The organism is Actinoplanes regularis, assembly GCF_900188005.1.
GTDB lineage: Bacteria > Actinomycetota > Actinomycetes > Mycobacteriales > Micromonosporaceae > Actinoplanes > Actinoplanes regularis.
Genome location: NZ_FZNR01000011.1, coordinates 193,714 through 212,744, shown reverse-complemented (window position 1 = coordinate 212,744; position 19,031 = coordinate 193,714). Strand labels below are relative to the sequence as shown.

The 19,031-nt window shown below is 71.0% G+C and carries 18 protein-coding genes; 9 read left to right on the top strand and 9 right to left on the bottom strand.

Annotated elements, in window-relative coordinates:
* Positions 1–35: 35 nt before the first annotated feature.
* The 3 genes from serC (at position 36) to thpR (ending at position 2,998) form a co-directional block, all read left to right on the top strand.
* Positions 36–1,154, top strand: a complete 1,119-nt coding sequence (serC, locus tag CHC09_RS27205; RefSeq protein ID WP_089296046.1) for a phosphoserine transaminase — start codon at positions 36–38, stop codon at positions 1,152–1,154.
* 282 nt (positions 1,155–1,436) lie between these two features.
* Positions 1,437–2,498: a septation protein SepH gene (sepH, locus tag CHC09_RS27200; protein ID WP_089296045.1), complete on the top strand. Its 1,062-nt coding sequence runs from the start codon at positions 1,437–1,439 to the stop codon at positions 2,496–2,498.
* An 11-nt stretch (positions 2,499–2,509) separates the two neighbouring features.
* Positions 2,510–2,998 carry an RNA 2',3'-cyclic phosphodiesterase gene (thpR, locus tag CHC09_RS27195; protein WP_239138608.1) on the top strand — a complete coding sequence of 163 codons (489 nt, stop codon included), beginning with the start codon at positions 2,510–2,512 and terminating at the stop codon, positions 2,996–2,998.
* A gap of 28 nt (positions 2,999–3,026) precedes the next feature.
* On the opposite strand, the gene CHC09_RS46585 is transcribed toward thpR, so the two are convergent.
* From CHC09_RS46585 to CHC09_RS27175, 4 genes are all read right to left on the bottom strand, one after another.
* Entirely contained in the window at positions 3,027–3,557 is a 531-nt protein-coding gene (locus tag CHC09_RS46585) for a hypothetical protein (protein WP_239138616.1), read from the bottom strand.
* A 138-nt stretch (positions 3,558–3,695) separates the two neighbouring features.
* Positions 3,696–4,976 carry an MFS transporter gene (locus CHC09_RS27185; RefSeq protein ID WP_089296044.1) on the bottom strand — a complete coding sequence of 427 codons (1,281 nt, stop codon included), beginning with the start codon at positions 4,974–4,976 and terminating at the stop codon, positions 3,696–3,698.
* A gap of 83 nt (positions 4,977–5,059) precedes the next feature.
* On the bottom strand, positions 5,060–5,503 hold the full coding sequence (locus CHC09_RS27180; RefSeq protein ID WP_373871978.1) for a MarR family winged helix-turn-helix transcriptional regulator: 444 nt from the start codon (positions 5,501–5,503) through the stop codon (positions 5,060–5,062).
* 99 nt (positions 5,504–5,602) lie between these two features.
* Complete coding sequence (locus tag CHC09_RS27175) at positions 5,603–7,048, bottom strand: NCS2 family permease (protein WP_089296042.1); 1,446 nt, start codon at positions 7,046–7,048, stop codon at positions 5,603–5,605.
* Between the two features lie 232 nt (positions 7,049–7,280).
* On the opposite strand from CHC09_RS27175, the gene CHC09_RS27170 reads away from it, so the two are divergent.
* On the top strand, positions 7,281–7,490 hold the full coding sequence (locus CHC09_RS27170; protein ID WP_089296102.1) for a DUF2530 domain-containing protein: 210 nt from the start codon (positions 7,281–7,283) through the stop codon (positions 7,488–7,490).
* Here CHC09_RS27170 and CHC09_RS27165 read toward each other — a convergent pair.
* A complete protein-coding gene (locus tag CHC09_RS27165) occupies positions 7,487–8,308 on the bottom strand; it encodes a DUF3027 domain-containing protein (protein WP_179277297.1) in 822 nt (273 codons plus the stop codon). The two genes, CHC09_RS27170 and CHC09_RS27165, sit on opposite strands and share 4 nt — an antisense overlap.
* Positions 8,309–8,450: 142 nt before the next feature.
* Here CHC09_RS27165 and CHC09_RS27160 point away from each other — a divergent pair, with 142 nt between their 5' ends.
* The 4 genes from CHC09_RS27160 (at position 8,451) to CHC09_RS27145 (ending at position 13,009) form a co-directional block, all read left to right on the top strand.
* Positions 8,451–10,229 carry an MFS transporter gene (locus CHC09_RS27160; RefSeq protein ID WP_373871979.1) on the top strand — a complete coding sequence of 593 codons (1,779 nt, stop codon included), beginning with the start codon at positions 8,451–8,453 and terminating at the stop codon, positions 10,227–10,229.
* Positions 10,230–10,250: 21 nt separating this feature from the next.
* The gene (locus tag CHC09_RS27155; protein WP_373871981.1) at positions 10,251–10,880 is read left to right on the top strand and encodes a futalosine hydrolase; all 630 of its coding nucleotides are present in this window, start codon (positions 10,251–10,253) and stop codon (positions 10,878–10,880) included.
* Positions 10,881–11,138: 258 nt separating this feature from the next.
* Entirely contained in the window at positions 11,139–12,317 is a 1,179-nt protein-coding gene (locus tag CHC09_RS27150; RefSeq protein WP_089296039.1) for an MFS transporter, read from the top strand.
* A gap of 86 nt (positions 12,318–12,403) precedes the next feature.
* Positions 12,404–13,009, top strand: coding sequence for a TetR/AcrR family transcriptional regulator (locus CHC09_RS27145; protein WP_089296038.1), 606 nt, complete (start codon positions 12,404–12,406; stop codon positions 13,007–13,009).
* Here the strand turns inward: CHC09_RS27145 and CHC09_RS27140 are convergent.
* From CHC09_RS27140 to CHC09_RS27130, 3 genes are read right to left on the bottom strand one after another with little or no spacing between them, the layout of a single operon-like run.
* Positions 12,998–14,347, bottom strand: coding sequence for a GH1 family beta-glucosidase (locus CHC09_RS27140; RefSeq protein WP_089296037.1), 1,350 nt, complete (start codon positions 14,345–14,347; stop codon positions 12,998–13,000). The genes CHC09_RS27145 and CHC09_RS27140 overlap by 12 nt on opposite strands.
* A gap of 10 nt (positions 14,348–14,357) precedes the next feature.
* Complete coding sequence (locus CHC09_RS27135) at positions 14,358–15,542, bottom strand: MFS transporter (RefSeq protein WP_089296036.1); 1,185 nt, start codon at positions 15,540–15,542, stop codon at positions 14,358–14,360.
* Positions 15,539–17,566 (bottom strand): amidohydrolase family protein, encoded by a 2,028-nt coding sequence (locus CHC09_RS27130; RefSeq protein ID WP_089296035.1) that lies wholly within the window; start codon positions 17,564–17,566, stop codon positions 15,539–15,541. The genes CHC09_RS27135 and CHC09_RS27130 overlap by 4 nt, the downstream gene beginning before the upstream one ends.
* A 172-nt stretch (positions 17,567–17,738) precedes the next feature.
* Here CHC09_RS27130 and CHC09_RS27125 point away from each other — a divergent pair, with 172 nt between their 5' ends.
* Positions 17,739–18,557: a 1,4-dihydroxy-6-naphtoate synthase gene (locus CHC09_RS27125; protein WP_089296034.1), complete on the top strand. Its 819-nt coding sequence runs from the start codon at positions 17,739–17,741 to the stop codon at positions 18,555–18,557.
* On the opposite strand, the gene CHC09_RS27120 is transcribed toward CHC09_RS27125, so the two are convergent.
* The gene (locus tag CHC09_RS27120) at positions 18,554–18,940 is read right to left on the bottom strand and encodes a cold-shock protein (protein ID WP_089296033.1); all 387 of its coding nucleotides are present in this window, start codon (positions 18,938–18,940) and stop codon (positions 18,554–18,556) included. The two genes, CHC09_RS27125 and CHC09_RS27120, sit on opposite strands and share 4 nt — an antisense overlap.
* Positions 18,941–19,031 lie beyond the last annotated feature (91 nt).

Genomic DNA, 19,031 nt, shown 5'->3' with positions numbered 1-19,031 from the left:
TGCCACCCCCGCACCGGAGAGCCGAGGACGAACCGTTGGATGAAATTCGGATTCCTGACGCGATCAAACCGGTCGACGGACGATTCGGCTCCGGGCCGAGCAAGGTCCGGCCGGAGGGTGTCGAGGCCCTCTCCGCGGTCTCCCGGACCTTCATGGGCACGTCCCACCGGCAGAAGACGGTCAAGGAACAGGTAGCCCGGCTCCGGCGCGGCCTCGCCGAGTTCTTCTCGATGCCCGACGGGTACGAGGTGGTCCTCTCCAACGGCGGCACCAGCGCGTTCTGGGAGACCGCCACCTTCGGCCTGGTCCGCGACAAGGCCCAGTTCGCCGAGTTCGGCGAGTTCGGGGCGAAGTTCGTGCAGGCCGTGACGGCCGCGCCGTTCCTGGCGGAGCCGACCGTGCACAGGGCCCCCGGCGGCCAGGCGGCCTACCTGCGCGCCGAGGCCGGCGTGGACGTGTACGCGAGCGTGCAGAACGAGACCTCGACCGGTGTCGCGGTGCCGGTCCGCCGGGTCGAGGGCGCCGACCCGGGCGCCCTGCTGCTCACCGACGCGACCTCGGGCGGTGGCAGTCTGGACGTCGACCTGAGCGAGACCGACGTCTACTACCTGGCCCCGCAGAAGGCGCTCGGCTCGGACGGCGGGATCTGGCTGGCCCTGATGTCGCCGGCGGCGATCGAGCGGGCGTTCGAGATCAAGGCCACCGGGCGGTACATCCCGCAGTTCCTCGACCTGGTGACCGCCATCGAGCAGTCCCGGCTGGAGCAGACGTACAACACCCCGGCGCTGGCCACCGTCTTCCTCGCAGCCGAGCAGCTGGACTGGATGAACGCGCAGGGTGGACTCTCCTGGGCGGTCAAGCGCAGCGCGGAGAGCGCGGCCGCCATCTACGGCTGGGCCGACCGGTCGTCGTTCGCCGAGCCGTTCATCACCGACCCGGCGCTGCGCTCGGCGGCGGTCGCCACCATCGACTTCGCGGACGGTGTCGACGCCACGGTGATCGCCAAGGTGCTGCGCGCCAACGACATCGTGGACACCGAGCCGTACCGCAAGCTGGGTCGTAACCAGCTGCGGGTCGCGCTTTACCCGACCGTCGACCCGACCGACATCGTGGCCCTCACCACCTGCATCGACTACGTGGTCGAGCGCCTCTGAAAACCATGCGCGGCGCGGGCCCGCCGCCCGCGTCGCGCTTTTCGCCGGTACGGATATCGGCTTCCCGATCGGCGGCTTGGCGCATTGCGATCAGGGAGGCATAGTCCGTACGAAGGAATGGTCAGCAGCACGCGAACACAATGAAGATCATCTTGGCTGGTCAGTTGTTTGACGGCGTGGCTTACCCCCATTGAGTGACCAAGGCGCGTACCGTGTTCCGAAACGCGCCCGGGTGGCCGACTCTCGGGAGTGGAGGCCAACGCGACGAGACGGAGGCAACGCATGCGGCCGGTACGCTTCGTCGCCCTCTCCGAGGACGGACAGGCCCTCGTGCTCGCCGACGAGGTGGGCCGACTACTCGCGCTCCCCCTCGACGACCGGGTCACCACCGTACTCACCGACAGCCCCGCACCGCCCGGGACGGCGGTCGCGGTCATCACGCCCGACGTCATGCCCTCGCTGTCACCCCGGGACATCCAGGCCCGGATCCGCCAGGGTGAGTCCGCCGAGGATGTGGCCCGCATCGCCAACGTCCCGGTCGACCGGGTGCTGCGCTATGCCGGCCCGGTGCTGCAGGAGCGGGCCATGCTGGCCCAGCACGCGCGCCGCACCCGGCTGAAGACCTCCGACTCCGGTCAGCCGCTCGCCGAGGTGGTGGACAGCCGGCTGGCACAGCACGGCATCGACACCGAGAAGATCTCCTGGGACGCGTTCCGTAAGGACGACGGCACCTGGCGGATCGTCGCCACCTGGCCGTCCGGCAAGGCCACCGCGCAGGCCATCTGGGACCTGGACAAGGGCCGCCAGGTCGTCTCCCCGCACGACGACATGGCGCAATACCTGTGCGCCGAGCGCCCCACCCAGATCCTCGGCCAGGAGCCGGTTCCGGAGCGCGGCGGGCACGGCCTGCCCAGCCCGATCCGCACCGCCGAGCCGACCCGCGGCGGCCACGGCCTGCCGGCGGCGGACGCTCCGGCCCGCCCCACCCGCGACCCGATCCGGGCCGGCCGCGACGCGCTGCTCGCTTCGCTGGACCGTCCGCTGGAGGGCTCCTCCGGCCGCAGCCTGGAGCCGGTCTCCCCGGCGGCCCGCCGACCGGTCGCCGGCGGTGCCGCGGCGCTGCTCGGTGGCGGTGCCGGCTCGGCCTTCGACGACGATGCCGACCTGCCCAAGGAGGTCCCGGCGGTGCCGTCGCTGGCGGTCCTGCGCCCGCGCCGCACGGTCGGCCAGAACGCGCAGGCCGGTGGCGGTGGCGAGGGCGACGAGAACAAGCCGCGCAAGCGGCTCCCGAGCTGGGACGACGTGCTCTTCGGGGGCGGCCCGGCCGCCCGGGAGTCGTCCTGAGCAAACTCTTCGTGGCCGTCTTCCCACCGGCGGCGGCCCGCGAGGACCTGCTCGGCCGGCTGCCGGCCGGAGCGCGCTTCGCCCGGCCCTCGAAATGGCACATCACCCTGGCGTTCCTGGGCCAGGTCGAGGATTTCCGCACAGCGGAGGTCGCCGAGGCCCTCGCCGCCGCGCCCCGGCCGCCCGCCTTCCGGCTGCGGCTCGCCGGAGCCGGCCGGTTCGGTGCGGTCATCTGGACCGGGGTCGGCGGTGACGTCCAGGCCCTCGGTGAGCTGCGGGAGTCGGTCCGGGTGGCGCTGGACGGTGCCGGGTTCACGATCGACACCCGGCCGTTCCGGCCGCATCTGACGGTCTCCTACCGCACCGAGCGGGGCCTGTCCGCGGCGCTCGAGGGCTATGCCGGGCCGGAGTGGCCGGTGACCGGCATCGCCCTCGTGGAGAGCCTGCTGGGCAACTATCACACCCTGCACGAGTGGCCCCTGCCGCCCGGCGGCCAGTGATCTCCGGTGGTGCCCGCCGCGACCGGGGTCAGTCGCGGAGGGCCAGGCCGGCGGCCTCCAGCTGGCACTCCACTCGAAAACGTTCGATTTCCCGGTCCACGCCCCGTAACGGCTGCAGGTCCTCGGTCAGCCCGAGGCAGCGGCAGGCCAGCTGCAACCGCACGTCGTAGGCCTGCAGCAGCGCGGCCATGCACACCTCCGACGACCGCAGCGGACCGCTGCGGCGCTGCCGGTCCAGGCGACGGAGGTCGTAGGCCAGCTGCTCGATCGGGACCACGGGCAGCGCCTCCGCCCGGGCCGTCAGGTCGACGCCCGGCAGCTCGCGGTCGAGCCGGCGGAGCTCGCGGCTCTGCGGCCCGGGACGACGGGCCCAGGAGGCCTGAGCCGAGCCCTTGCGGGGCAGGCGGCCAGGAGCGGGCACCCGGCGGAGGGTGGAGCGCCGTCGGGGCAGATGACCAGGGGAAGCCGGCCGGCGCAGGGTAGGACGCCGGAGCAACACCCAGGCACACGGCACGATCAGCAGCACCCACGCCGCCGAGATCACTACCAGTTGCACCATCACCACGATCTGACGTTATGCCGGAATCCGCCGGGCGGGAACACCCATTCGGCGGACCTGATCTGCCAACTACCTATTTGCCAGGTTCCTTAAAGACATCGAGCAAAATTTTCAACGCGTTTTTTGGACAATTCACACCTATCGCTCGGTCAGTACAGATTTCAGCGCGGGTCGGACGACCGGCCGCGACCGAAACTCCAGCCGATCACCACTCACTCGCAGCTGCCAGACCAGCGCCGCCACCGCCGCCAGGAACGACACCAGGCCACCCAGCCAGATGCTCGACGAGACCCCGAAGTGCTCACCCCACCACCCGGCCAGCGACGCCCCGATCGGCGTGGTGCCGAGGAAGACCAGCACGTAGAGCGACATCACCCGACCTCGATAGTCGGCGTCCACGCCCATCTGGACGCGGTGGTTGGCCGCCTGGGCCAGGTAGATCGAGAAGAACCCGGTCGGCACCAGCAGCACCGCGGCGATCAGGAAATTCGGCGCGAACCCGACCGCGAACTCCAGCAGGCCGAAGGCGAGCGAGGCGCCGATCACCCGGTAGGCGCTGGGCCGCGCCCGCCGTCCGCTGCCCGCCAGCGCACCGCCCAGGGCACCCACCGCGAGGGCCGTGGTGAGCAGGCCGAACGAGGAGGCCCCGGCATGAAAGTCGATCTTCGCGAGGGCGGCCAGGGTGACCGGGAAGTTGAAGCCGATCATGCCGATCACCGCCATCAGGCAGATCGGCAGCAGCAGGTCGGCGCGCTTGCCGACGTACTTCAGCCCGTCCAGCACCCGGGCGTCGCCGCGGGACGCGCGCGGGAGCCCGAACAGCTCGCCGGTGTTCATCCGGGTGTAGGTGAAGACCGGGGCGATCACCAGCACGGTCACCATCAGGAAGACCGCGCGGATCGGAAGCACCGCGAGCATGGCGCCGGCCAGCGCCGGGCCGCCGACCCGGGCGGTGTTGAAGGTGGCCGCGGAGAGCGCCAGCGCGTTCGGCAGCAGCGGCAACTCGACCAGTTCGGAGACGAAGGCCTGCCGGACCGGGGTCTCGACCGAGTTGGCGATGCCGAAGAGGAGCGCGAACAGGAAGACGTGCCAGAGCCGCACGGTGCCGGAGGCCACGATGACGGCGAAGGCGACCGCGGTGACCGCGAACGCGGCGTTCGCCAGGATCAGGAGCTTGCGCTTGTCGTACCGGTCGGCGAGCCGCCCGCTGTAGAGGGTCAGCGCCATCACCGGGACGAACTGGAGGGCGGTGACCACGCCGAGTGCGCCCGGCGAGTTTCCGGAGAGGTCGAGGACCAGCCAGTCCTGGGCGGTGAACATCGTCCAGACACCGATCAGTTTGATCAACTGGCCGAGGGCGAAGAGGCGATAGTTCCGGACTCTCAGGGATCGGAAGGTCGTGTCCAGCACTGCCCGCATGCGGTGGTGCCTCCTCGCTCGGTCGTACGCGTCATCGTCGTGTGACGAAGCGGCACGACCGACCGGGAGAGCGGGAACCGGCCTCAGGCGCGGGCGACGCGCAGCATGATCTCCGCCGCGCGCGCCAGGGTGTCCCGTTCCTCGGGGGTCAGCCGATCCAGTTGGACGGCCAGCCACTCGTTGCGGACCTGCTCGTTGCGCGCGTAGACGGCGCGCCCCTCGTCGGTGGCGGCCAGGATGACCTGACGCCCGTCGGTGGGGTGCGGTGTGCGCGCGACCAGGCCACGATCCTCCAGCTTGCCGACGATCTTGGTCATCGTCGGCGGCTGCACCCGCTCCAGGTCGGCAAGCTCGCGCGGGGTCAGCGCCCCGTGCAGCTGAAGGCTGGTCAGCGCGGAGAGCTGGCTGAACGTCAGCTCGCCGACCGGCCGGGCCTGCCGGATCCGCCGGCTGAACCGGATGATCGCTTCCCGGAGAGTCTTGGCGAGCGATTCCGCTGTGTACTCCGTCATCACTCGCTCCGTCACGATACTTAGCCTAGCTAATGAGCATGGCTAACGACATGTGATTACCCGCATGACCATCATCACCGGGTGCGCCGAGCGCACCCGGTGACGATGAAACACCTAGAGGACCCAGGACTCCAACGGACCCCGGGCGAAATAGAGGACGAAGAGGACGGCGACCCCGTACAGGATCGGGTGGACCTCCCTCGCCCTGCCCGTGGCCGCCTTCAGCACGACGTACGAGATGATCCCGGCCCCGATCCCGTTGGAGATCGAGTACGTGAACGGCATCAGCGTGATGGTCAAAAACGCCGGCACCGAGATGCTCCAGTCCGACCAGTCGATCTGCCGGACCGCCGTCATCATCAGGAAGCCGACCACCACGAGTGCGGTCGAGGCGGCCTCGAACGGCACCACCTGCACCAGCGGCGCGAAGAACATGGCGAGCAGGAACAGGGCACCGGTGACCAGGTTCGCCACACCGGTCCGGGCACCCTCGCCCACGCCGGCGGCGCTCTCCACGAACGAGGTGTTGCTGGAGACGCTGGCCGCGCCGCCGGCCGCCGCCGCGACCGAGTCGACCAGCAGGATCTCCCGGGTCTTCGGCGGCATCCCCTCGGCGTCGAGCATCCCGCCCTCCTGGCCCACCGCAACCATCGTGCCCATCGTGTCGAAGAAGTCCGCCACCAGCAGCGTGAAGACGAACATCAGCGCGACCAGCCAGCCGGCGTGCTGCCACGAGCCGAGCACGTTGAAGTGGCCGAGCAGGGACAGGTCCGGGGTGTCGACGACCTTCTCCGGAATCTTCGGCACGTTCAGCGACCAGCCGTGCGGGTTGGTGACCACGGAACCGACCCCGGCGATCGCCTCCACCGCGATGGCCAGCACCGTGGTGCCCAGGATGCCGATCAGGATCGCGCCCTTCACCTTGCGGACGAAGAGCACCAACGTGCCGAGCAGGCCGATCACGAACACCAGGGTCGGCCAGGTGAGCAGCTTGCCGCCGAGACCCATCTCGACCGGGACGGTGGTGTTGGCGGCGTCCGGCACCCGGTGCACCAGGCCGGAGTCGACCAGACCGATGATCATCAGGAACAGGCCGATGCCCACCCCGATCGCGGTCTTGAGCTGGGTCGGCACCGCCTTGAAGACCGCGGTCCGCAGACCGGTCAGCACCAGTACGCCGATCAGCAGGCCCTCGATCACCACCAGGCCCATCGCGTCGGCCCAGGTCATCTGGGGCGCGATCTCGTAGGCGACCAGCGCGTTCACGCCCAGGCCGGCGGCGAGCGCGAGCGGGAAGCGGGCCACCACGCCCATCAGGATCGTCATCACACTGGCGACCAGTGCGGTGCCCGCCGCGAGCGCGGCCAGCGGCAGGTGGACGCCCTTCTGGTCGGCGCCACCGGCCAGGATCAGGGGGTTGAGGACGACGATGTACGCCATCGTGAAGAACGTGACGAGCCCGCCACGGATCTCGCGGCTCAGCGTTGAGCCGCGTTCGGTTATCTGGAAGAAGCGGTCAAAACCGTTCCGCGCTGCGGGGGACTTGGCGGCTGTGGACATGCTTGCCCTTCCGGGTGGCACATTGACGACGCGCGCATGGTGTCAGAACCGATTGACCTCGGCAAAAGCGGAATGATGTTACAACTCTCACGTCCTGCGCCGAGACGTTCCGTAATGGCCTTACCCTGTCGGAGTGAGTGACCTGTCTCCCGCGACCCGGGCTGACGATCCGCTGGCCGGCCTGACCGTCGTGACCGGCTCCAAGCCGCGTGTGGAACCACTCGACCCGCCGATGGTCCCGTTCGCCCTCGCCGGCCTGGCCGCGTTCGCCGTGGCCACCCTCGTCTTCCTGCTGACCGACGCGCCCCGTGAATGGCTCGAGACCAGCGTGGCCGGGTTCCTCGTCGGCATCCCCGGCCTGATCACCATGATCGTGCACGACCAAAACCGGAGACAGCGCCGTGCGCTGTCACACCCGGAGTTCCGCATCCAAGAGGTCTAGCTGTGCCCGTAGTCCTCGGCGGGCTCGCTTGACTCGACCGAGCCGTGGCCGCGGCTGACCGCCATGGCCTCGACCTCGCCGTCGTCGTAGATCGTGGGCAGCTCGTCGACCGGCTGCTCGACCGCGGCCAGCAGGGTCTCGGAGTGCGCGCCACAACCGTGGTCGGCGCTCACCGCACGGCCGTCGTCCGGCGCGTACAGGTTGCCGCAGACGCCGAACATCTGCCGCAGCGAGCCGCCCAGCGGCAGGTAGAAGCCGCAGGTGCCGCAGCGGGCGTTACGCGGGGCGGCGGCCGAGATCGGCGCCTCCGGACCGGCGTCACCGTCATACCACCGCTGGGCCGTCTCCATCCGGCCCTCCTTGGACATCACCCGGGAGCGGCCCAGGCCGGCCTCCCAGGAGACCTCCTCGACGGCGGCGTCGTCGCTGAGCACGTAGCCCGGGGCAAGGCGGTCGTCGTCCGGCGCGGTCGGCATCAGGTCGCCGACGCCCAGGTCACCGGGCTGGACCCGCTCGTTCCACGGCACCCAGCCGGGGGCGAGCAGGGCATCGGGGCCGGGCAGCAGCACGGTCTCGCAGACGGTGACGTGCCGGCTGCGGGGCACCCGGGTCACCGTGACGGCCCAGCGCCAGCCGCGGTAACCGGCGAGACGCGACTCGAAGAAGTGCGTCACCACCCGATCACCCTCGGCGACAGCTTCTAGGTGCTCGCCGATGTCTTCGGGGTCCACATCGGTGATCGCACCACGGGCCACCCCGACGGCATCGGCACAGACCTGGTCGAGTCGGGCGGCGCGAGAGGTGGTCCTGGAGGTCACCCGCCCATTGTTGCTTACCGAAGCCCGCGTGCCGCAATGACTCCCCAGATACCGGGTGGATGGCGTGCCGAATCCGTTCCCGGGGTGGCTGGTGGGGCGACAGGTCGCCAGATCACGGCACGGGTCGCCCGGATCAGTCAGGATGGTTCCCATGCCGCTGCTTCCCACCCTCGGACGCACCGTCGGCACGGGTGTCAAAGCCGTGCGCCTGATGGTGCGTGGTTCGGTGCGCGGCGGAGCCTGGGCGACCCGGCGGATCGGCACCGTCCGGGCCCGCGGCGCCGCCAACGAGATCGGCATGATCCGGCTCTTCGACCTGCACGCGGTCTCCTGCGCGGGCGACGCGCTGATCGCCATCGGCCTGGCCGGCACCATCTTCAGCGTTCCGCTCGGCGAGGCCCGCGGCAAGGCGGGGCTCTACCTGCTCATCACCATGGTCCCGTTCGCACTGCTGGCCCCGGTGGTCGGCCCGCTGCTCGACCACTTCCGGCACGGCCGGCGCTACGCCCTGGCGGTGACCATGCTGGGCCGGGCGTTCCTGGCCTACGTGATGTCCAACAATCTGACCGGCTGGGCGCTCTATCCGGCCGCCTTCGGCGTGCTGGCCCTCTCCCGGGCCTACGGCGTGGCCCGCTCCGCCGCCGTCCCCCGCCTGCTCCCCGCCGGGGTCGGCCTGTCCCAGGTGGGCGCGCGGGCCAGCGTCTACGGCACGTTCGCCGGCGCCCTGGTCGCTCCGATCGGCCTGCTCGCCTTCCGGTTCGGGCCACAGTGGCCGATGCGGGTCGCCATCATCATCTTCGCCGTCGGGATGGTGGTGGCGCTGCGCCTGCCGCCGCGGGCCGACTCCGACCCGCCCGAGGCCATGCCGCGAGCCTGGCGCACCGTCCTCGGGCTGAACCGCGGCTCCGACCGCCCGCTCTCCGGCCGCCTGGTGCTGGCCGCCCTCTTCGGCAGTGCCGGCCTGCGCCTGATCTACGGCTTCCTGCTGCTCTTCCTGACCTTCGCGATCATGGCCGGGGATGTGCAGACCACGGTTCTCGGCCGGGATCTCGGCAAGAGCGCCGCGGTCGGCGTGGTGGGCGGCGCGCTGGCGCTCGGCACGTTCCTCTCCACCGCCGCCGGCACCGGCCTGCGCATCCGCCGCCCGCTCGCCCTGCAGTCCAGCGGCCTGGTGATCACCGCCGGCGCGGCGATCCTCGCCACCGTCTTCTACAACCTGGTCACCGTCGCCCTGCTGGCCCTGCTGACCGCCGTCTTCAGCGGCATCGCCAAGCTCGCCGTCGACGCCAGCATCCAGGAGCGCGTCCCGGAGCGGCTGCGTGCCACCGCCTTCGCCCACTCCGAGACGGTCCTCATGCTGGCCTGGGTGACCGGCGGCGGCCTCGGCCTGATCCCGCTCACCGGCCGCCTGGGGATCGCGCTCGCCGCGCTGCTGGCGGTCCTCGCGGCCGCCCGGGCCACCTGGTCGACCGCTCACCTGCACAACGAACGGCTGGCGGGCCGCCCGGAAGACCTCGCCGGCTCCGCCGAAGATCCATCCCCTTCCGGTACGTCCTCGGACACGTCACGCCCCGACGACGAGGACCTGTTCTACGAGGCGGCCGACCCATGGCCGGACGCCCCGGCGGTTCCCGACGAGGCCGGTCACGGCGCACCGCGGCAGCGCACCGCGGCGGGCGACCGAACGTTGGACCCCACCCTGGAGGAGCGGCGCCCCGCTCCCGGCTGGTGGACGAGCCGACGGCGGCGCAAGCCGGCCGACCCGGCGCCGACCTCGGACGAGCCCACTCGCCGGCTCGACGCGGACACCCCCGCGGGCAGCCCTTCCGGCCCCGGAGACGAGGATCACCCGGCGGCACCGCCCGGATATCACGTCTACCGCCCCTCCTTCGGTGGCTCGGCCACCCGGAACGGCGACTGAAGAGAGCAGCGAGACCCTGTGATCCCGTCCCCCGTCCTGGTCGTGACCGCCGTGCCCGCCGAGGCCGATGCCCTTCGCCCGCTCCTCGACCCGGCCCTGGTCGTCGTCGAGGCGGTCGGGGTCGGCCCGGCGGCCGCCGCCGCGGGGACCGCACGCCTGCTCGCCCGGCGCGACCACCGCGCGGTGATCAGCGTCGGCATCGCCGGTGGTTTCCCCGGCCGCGCCGACGTGGGCGGCACCGTCCTCACCACCCGCACGATCGCCGCCGACCTGGGCGCGGAGTCCCCGGACGGCTTCCTCCCGATCGAGGAGCTGGGCTTCGGCGGCAGCGTCCTGGAAGCCGACCCCGTCCTGATCGCGGCACTTCGCGCGGCGCTTCCGCAGGCGGTCGCCGGCGACGTTCTCACGCTGAGCACGGTGACCGGCACGGCCGAGACGACCGCCCGCCTGGCCGCCCGCTTCCCGCGGGCGGTCGCCGAGGCGATGGAGGGCTACGGCGTGGCGATCGCCGCGGCCGGGGCCGCCGTCCCGTTCGCCGAGCTGCGCACGATCTCGAACCCGATCGGCCCGCGGGACCGCGGTGCCTGGCGGCTGGCCGACGCGTTCGCCGCCCTTCGCGCCGCCGCCCCCGCCCTGCAGCGCCTGCCCTGAGGAGCATTGCGCAGATCGTCCCGTCGAAAAATCGGACGGGAATCATTATCGAGCCACTGATCAGTGCATTTCCGAATTGCCCGCTTCGAGATGTCAGCTGGTGATTGCCGGATGCCGCGCGAGCAAAAAGTGAATTTCTTTACAGGAATCTGTTGCTGTTGCTGATCGGGCCCGGCATGCTGCGCTGAACAGACTGTGACCTACGTCGCTGCGATCGCCAGAAGTCACGGGGAGCCGCTGGACACTGAGCGAGGCACGATGAACGACATGACCGCCGGGGCCCGGGCCCGCCTGATCGGTGCCGGCTACGCGGCCCAGGGGCTGGGGTATGCGGCGGTGGTCACCGCGCTGCCCGCCTTCAAGGACCGGCAAGGGCTGAGCGACGCCTTCGTCTCCGCGATCCTGCTGCTGGTCTGCGTCGCCGCGGCCGGCGGGTCGGTCGTCGCGGACCAGGTGGCCGCGCGCTGGGGCAGCCGTTACGCGCTGGCCGGCGGCCTCCTCCTGATCGGCACGGGGCTGGCCGGAACGACGGTGGGCACCCCGAACGCGGTCTTCGTGACCATCCTGCTCTGCTACGGGGTCGGTCTGGGCACTGTGGACGCCTCGCTGAGCATGCAGGGTGTGCTGGTCCAGGCCCGGCTGGGGCGCAGCGTGATGAGCCGGCTGTTCGCCGCGTACACCGCCGCCGCCATCGCCGCGGCGCTGCTCATGTCGGGTGCCTTGGCCGGCGGCGGCGGAGCGGCGGTCGCGGTCGGCGCGGCGGCCGGGTTCGCCGTGCTGGTCGGGCTGGCGGGCTGGCGGGCCTTCGAGCCCGGCCGCACCGAGCGCTCCCATGTGGTCCACGAGGCCGGTGGCCGCGCGGTCCGGCGGGTGGTCTGGGTCTGCGGCATGCTGATCTTCACGGCGTTCCTGGTGGACTCCGCGGTGAGCACCTGGAGCTCGATCTACCTGACCGACTCGCTCGCCGCGACGGCCTCCCTGGCACCGCTCGGCTACGCCGCCTACCAGGCGACGGTGCTGATCAGCCGCCTGATCGCGGACCACGTGGTGCCGCGCGCCGGCCGGGTGACGATGGCTCTCGGCTCGCTCGCGGTCTGTGGTGTCGGCTGTGGCCTGGTCGTCCTGCTCCCGTCGGTGGCCGCCGCGGTGACCGGCTTCGCGATCGCCGGCATCGGGGTCGGTGTGCTGGTCCCGCTGGCGTTCAGCGCCGCCGGCGAGGCGGCCGCGCAGAGCAGCGACGAGGTGATCGCCCGGGTGAACCTCTTCAACTACGGCGGCGCCCTGCTCGGTGCGGTCCTGCTCGGTGCGCTCTCCGAGCCGATCAGCCTGCGGATCGCGTTCCTCATCCCGGTGGTCGGCGTGATCCTGACCCTGCCGGTGGCCCGCCGTCTGCACCACCTCACGCTCGTCGAGCCCGCCACCCGCCCCGCCGGCTGAACCGCCCATCGCCGCTTTCCACAGGTTGTACACACCCCGGCCTCGGCGCGTCCTCCCGCCGGTGACGTGGCGGTTAAGCTGGCCAGATGCCGAAGCTGGTCGACCATGAGGCCCGCAAGGCGGAACTCCTCGCAGCCACCTGGCGCGTCGTTCGCGCGCGCGGCGTCGAGGGCACGACGACCAGAGCGATCGCCGACGAGGCCGGGTGCTCGCTCAGCGTTCTCGCGCACTTCCTCGGCGGCAAGGACGACATTCTGGTCGCCGCGCAGAAGGCGGTCTACGAGCTGATCGTGGAGCGCGCCTTTCGCCTCGGCGGCACGCTTTACGGCTTGGCCGCGCTCCGCGCCGCCCTCGACGCGGTGCTGCCGATCGACGCCGAGCGGGCCGCCGACGCGCACGTCAACGTGGCCTTCGCCGGTGCGGCGCTGTCCCATCCGCTGCTGGCCGAGTCGCGCCGCGAGTCGCACCGGGCGATCCGGGTGCATCTGCGCAACTGCCTGCGCGAGGCCCGCGAGCTGGGCGAGGTGCGCCCGGGCGTCGCGGACGAGGCGGTGATCGACGACTTCATCATCCTGGTCGAGGGCAGCACGCTGCTCAGCCTCGTGGACGGCTGGGCCGAGGAGGGCCGGGCGGAACGCCTGACCCGCCTCGCCGACGGATTCGTGAACCAGCTGAGGAAGTCAGCCGCCTGAGGTGTGGTGGGCGGCGATCAGGTCGCGGTACCAGTACCAGGAGTCCTTCCGCGTACGGGCGAGAGTCTCCCGGTCCACGTGGACGAGACCGAACCGCTCGTCGTACCCGGCCGCCCACTCGAAGTTGTCGAACGCCGACCAGACGTAGAACCCGTCCACGCGTACCCCGGAATCGATCGCGGCCTCGACCGCCCGCAGATGCGCGTCCAGATAGGCGATCCGCCGAGGATCACGCACCCGGCCCGAAGGGTCGGGTGCCGCGTCGTGGAACGACGCACCGTTCTCGGTGACGATGACCGGCGGCAGCCCCGGATAGCGGTCCCGCAACGCGACCAGGATCTCGGTGAGCGCGCCGGGCACGATCGCCCAGCCGAAGTCGGTGCGTTCGTCGCTCTTCACCGGCACCGGCGAGAACGGCAGCCCTTCCGGAATGTCGACTTCCAGGACGCCGGAGTAGTCCTTTCCGGCCCGCGGTGCCTCGATCGCGGTCGGCTCGTAGAAATTGACCCCGTAGAAGTCCAGCGGCGCCGCGATCAGCTCCAGGTCCCGGTCCAGCTGCGCACCGGACGTGCCCACCCCGGCGCGGATCATCTCGTCCGGGTAGTCACCGAGCAGGATCGGATCGGAGAACGTCCAGTTGGTCAGCCCCCGGAACAGTTCGGCGGCGAACGCGTCGGCGGGGTCGTCACTGGCCGGGTACACCGGGAAGTGCTGGTTGGCGATGCCGACCGCGCCCGCGTCGCCGGCCCGCAGCGCCTGCACCGCAAGCCCGTGCGCGAGCAGTTGGTGATGGGCGACCGGGAGCGCCTCGAGACCGAGTCCGCGGGCCGGGGCGTGATCGGTGAGCGCGTACCCGTAGAGGGTCTGCACGTTCATCTCGTTCATGGTGATCCAGTCCCGGACCCGGTCACCGAGCCGCCGCACCACCACGCCCGCGTAGTCGGCGAGCCGGTACGCGGTGTCCCGGTTCAGCCAGCCGCCCTGGTCCTCCAGGTCCTGCGGCAGGTCCCAGTGGTAGAGCGTGGGGACCGGACGGACCCCGGCGGCGAGCAGCGCGTCCACCAGCCGGTCATAGAAGCCGGGGTCGGCGAGCGCCCGCGTCCAGGAGATCGAGAAACGGTAGTCCCGCACGCCGGCGGCGGCGATGTGCTCGACGTCCTCGGCGTACCGGTGATAGTGGTCGATGGCGACCCGGCCGTCCTCACCGTGCCGGACGGTCCCGGGCAGCGCCGTGAACGTGTCCCAGATGCTCGGGGCTTTGCCACCGACGTCGAAGGCGCCCTCGATCTGGTAGGCCGAGGTCGCCATGCCGAACCGGAAGCCGGGTGGAAATCGCATCAAAATCCTTTCAGGCCAGTGTCTTCAAACGGGGCAGACAGGCCAGGGCCGCCACCGCGATGGCCGCGGTGAGCAGGTAGAGAGCCCGGTAACCGCCGAGCGCGGTGACGATCGGCGCGGCGATCACCGGGGCGAGCAGCTGCGGCAGGGTGCCCGCGATGTTGGCGACACCGAGCATGGTGGCCCGGGTCTCGGCGTCCGGCAGTACGTGCGTGATCACCGCCATGTCGACCGCGACGTACGCCCCCCAGCCCACCCCGACCAGCACCGACGCCCCGATCACCACGGTGACCACCGGCGCCAGGGCCATCAGCACGGTCCCGGCGGCCAGGATCACCGCGGCGGCCGCGATGAACACCCGGCGGCGTTCCCAGCGATCCGAGAGCACCCCGCCGGCGAAACCGAAGATGCCGGCGAAGAGCACGTTGACCACGGTGAGTACGAGCACCCAGGTCGCCGCGTCGGCGACACCGACCTGATCGGACAGGTAGTAGAAGAGGTAGACCAGCACCAGCGCGTTGACCAGGTTGAGCAGGAACCGGATCAGCCACGCCCAGGCGAACTGGGCGCCCGGCCGGATCAGCGCCGCCCAGTGGATCTCGGACCGGTCCGAGACGTGGATCGGCTCCTGGCGCATCAGCAGCAGCGCCGCGCCGAGCGCGGGCACCGCCACGGCCACCGCCACGTAGCCGGGCGTGCCCTGGCCGACCGCGACGGCCAGCGCGGTCCCGAGCACCACACCGACGATCTGGGCGACGCCGAACAGGGCGCCGACGGTGCCCCGCTGCCGCTCCGGTACCCGGTCACCGATCATCGCGGCCAGCGCGGCGAGCGGGCCGTTCAGACCCACCTGCACCAGCACCCAGCCGGCGATCATCACGCTCCTGGTCTCCGCCACGGCCAGCACCAGGAGGCCGGCGACACCGATCGCGGTGCCGGCCACGAAGACCGGGCGCCGGGAACCCAACCGGTCGGAGAGCGCGCCCCAGAGCGGGTTGGCGACCAGCGAGGCCGCCGCGCCGACCGCGGTCACGAGCGCGAGCAGGGCCTCCTTGCCGTCCGCGCCGGCCAGCCGGTCCGCCTGCTCGGGGAGCAGGATCTGGATCGGGCCGAACCAGCCGGCCGCCACTCCGATCATGGCCAGGGCGTACGCGACCATCCACCGGGTGCGTACCGGCGCCTCGGTCACCGTCATGAGCGGGCGTTCTCCCACATCTCGACGTAGGCCTCGGCGCCTTGCAGGAGCTGCTGACGCAGCAGCGCCTTGTCCGGACCGGCCTGGTCCACCAGGTCGGAGATCCAGTCGGCGTAGAGGCCGTACTGGGCGACACCGTCGGTGTTCAGGTCGAAGGTGCGGGTTCCCCAGGTCTGCCGGGTGACGGTGGTCCCGTTCACCGCGGTGAACGGGTAGACGAGCGGGCTGGAGCCGGCGGTCAGGCGGGGCTCCGCCTGCGAGCCCAGCCCGTTGATGTCGGTGCCGACGCCGTACCCGGTGATCCTGGTGCCGTTGGCGAGGGCCTTGTTGGCCCGCCACTCGTCGAGGAAGGCCGGGGTGCCGGAGCCGTCGTCGGTGGCCGCGAAGGCGTACGAGGCGACGAACCCGCCGAGCCCGAGCACCCGGTTCACCAGGGTCCGGTCGGCCCAACTGTGCACCGAGGTGACCCCCGCGTACCCGGCCTGCTCCGCCATGTCGAGCACCGCGGTCGCGGTCTTCACACTCATGTGATCGATGTGGATGATCATTCCCCGGTCCATCATCTTCTGGACCAGGTACCGGCCCAGCGTGGTGAGCCCGCGGGTGTTGCAGATGTCCCCGCTCGGGTAGACCGGCAGCACCGTGCCGGGCGGCAGCGCGACACCGAGCTCGAGCAGCTTGGCGATGCCGTCGCTGACCAGCGGCTGATCGTTGTCGGCCGGGCCGGTGCAGCTGGTCGCCTGCCACCAGTGGCCGCTCGAGAGCAGCTGACCGACGTTGATCGCGGCGCCGGTCGCGCCCGAGTCGAAGCGGGTCCCGCCGAACGCGTTGTCGAACTTGTGCACCGGGTAGAAGCCGCTGACGCCCATGCTCTGCAGCTCGTTCAGGCCCGCGTCGATCTGCGCGGTGGTGCACTGCGGCACGTCCTGGATCTCCCGGCAGCCGAAGATCTCCGAGTTCTCCACGCCGATGGTGACCGCGAGCTTGCCCTGGGCGGCGATGGCCCGGACCTCGGCCGGGGTGGTCGCCAGCCGGAACCAGCCCTTGCCCGGTCCGCCGCTACGGGCGTCGATGTAGTCCTGCATCTTCCGCAGGTACTGCGACTGCGCCCGGATCTGGTCCATCTCGTCGCAGGAGGTGTGCTCCAGGGTCAGCTCGCAGATCACCCGGTTCGCCACCAGCAACACGTTGAGCACCCGCTGGCCGGACTGCCAGGCCCGCTCCAGGCTGCGGAAGTACGACGCCTCGTGCAGCATGGTGTCGGTCTGCGGCCAGTCGGTGAACGAGGGCCAGCCGTGCTCGGACGAATCGACCGGGTCGGTGCCGGCGATGATCGCCTCGAGCAGCGCACCCCAGCCCAGGGTCGCGTGCGAGGCACAGCCGGCGAGCGCGACCGGGGCACCGCCGGCGGCGTAGGCGTCCCCGCAGTGCATGGACCCGCCGAACGCCTCGCCGGCGGTGATGTGGGCGTGCGCGTCGATCCAGCCGACGAGCTTGCCGCCGGAGTCGACCGCGGGGGCCGGCGTGCCGCTCACCCCGGTGGCGATGTCCGGGACGGCCGCGCAGCCGGTCGCCGGGGTGAGCGCCATGGTGGCGCTGCCGGCTCCGAGCCCGCCGAGGTACGAACCCATCTGCTGCCCGGTCGCGGTGCTGACCAGCCGGTACCGGCCGGCCGAGGAGCTGACCGTCCAGTCGGCCCGGTCCCCGTACGCGTCTCCGGCCCAGACCCAGCCCAGCACGCTCTGGTACGGCGGCGCGCCGGTGTGGTCGCGCAGCAGGTACCGGCCGAGCTGGGTGGCCTCGAACCGGAACGGTTCGGCCCGGCCGGCCGTACCGGTGAAGCCGTAGCCGACCGAGTCCTTGAAGACATAGCCGAGCGAGCTCGATCCGTTGAACGCCTGGAGGGTGACGCAGGCACCCTCCAGGTCGTAGGCGGGCGTCCAGGTCGCCGCCGCTTCGGCGGGCGCGGACAGCCCGCCGATGAGGCCCAGCACCAGAACGCTCGCGAGCAGCCTGCGACCCACGGGACCCTCCCTTGGTAGATCAAATGATCTGTCAAGGCGGAGTGTAGGAATTCACACCGGGTTTAAGCCAGAGCTGAATATGAATATTTTTCTTGGCGGCAACACCCGGTGTGAGGCACTGGACAACCCCGCCTCCGGGCGTCCGGCCCGGACCGGGGCTAGCGTGAGTCACGTGGCGCTATCCCTCGCGGTCTCCCCATGCCCGAACGACACCTTCGTCTTTCACGCGCTGATCCACGGGCTGGTCCCCGGCGCACCCGCGGTCGACCTGACCTTCGCGGATGTCGACGTGACCAACACGGCCGCCGAGCGAGGCGAGTTCGACCTGGTCAAGGTGAGTTACGCGGCGCTGCCGTGGCTGCTGGACAAGTACGATCTGCTGGCCTGCGGCGGTGCGCTGGGCCGGGGCTGCGGCCCGCTGGTGCTGGCCCGGGAGCAGCGCGCCGACCTGTCCGGCGCGACCGTGGCGGTGCCCGGCGACCGGACCACGGCGTACCTGCTGATGCGCCTCTGGTCGGCCGACCACCCGCCGGCGAAGATCGAGGTGGTGCCGTTCCACCGGATCATGCCCGGGGTCGCCGACGGCACGTGGGACGCCGGCCTGGTCATCCACGAGGCCCGCTTCACCTACCCGCGCTACGGCCTGACCGCTCTGGCCGACCTCGGCGAGTGGTGGGAATCGGACACCGGCCTGCCGATCCCGCTCGGCGCGATCCTGGCCAGGAAGGGCGCGGTCGACCCGGCCGAGGCGGCCGGCTGGATCCGCGAATCACTGCGCCTCGGCTGGCTCGACCCGGCCGCCAGCCAGAAGTTCATCCTCGCCAACGCGCAGGAGATGGAGCCGGCCGTGGTGAAGCAGCACATCGAGCTCTACGTCAACGAGTTCACCCTGAACCTGGGCGAAGACGGACTCGCCGCCGCCGATGCCCTGCTCGGGCGTGCGGCGGCGGCGGGTTTGACGCCTGCTGTGTCGTCCCTGGTCCGAAGTTAGATCTCGAACTCACGGGCAACCGCGTGCACCAACTGCGCGATCTTCTGCGCGGTCTTCTTGTCCGGGTGCCGACCGCGCTGCAAGGCCGGCTGCACGGTGTTCTCCAGCACCTTGATCATGTCCTCGATCATGCTGGCCAGCTCTTCCGGCGGACGACGACGCAGCTCGGTGAGCGAGGGCGGCGCGTCCAGCAGCTTCACGCCGAGAGCCTGAGCGCCCTTGCGGCTGTCCACCACGCCGAACTCGATCCGCTGTCCCGTCTTCAGGTCGGTGACCCCCGCCGGCAGCGCACCCTTGGGCAGGAACACGTCTCCGCCCTCATCACTGGTGACGAATCCGAATCCCTTCGTCACGTCGTACCACTTCACTCGACCCGTGGGCACCGCTGACCTCAACTTCACTCAATGGACACAACTGCTCACGGGGAGCCTATCCAGCCGAGGCCCCGGACCCAACTGCAATCCCATCCGGCAC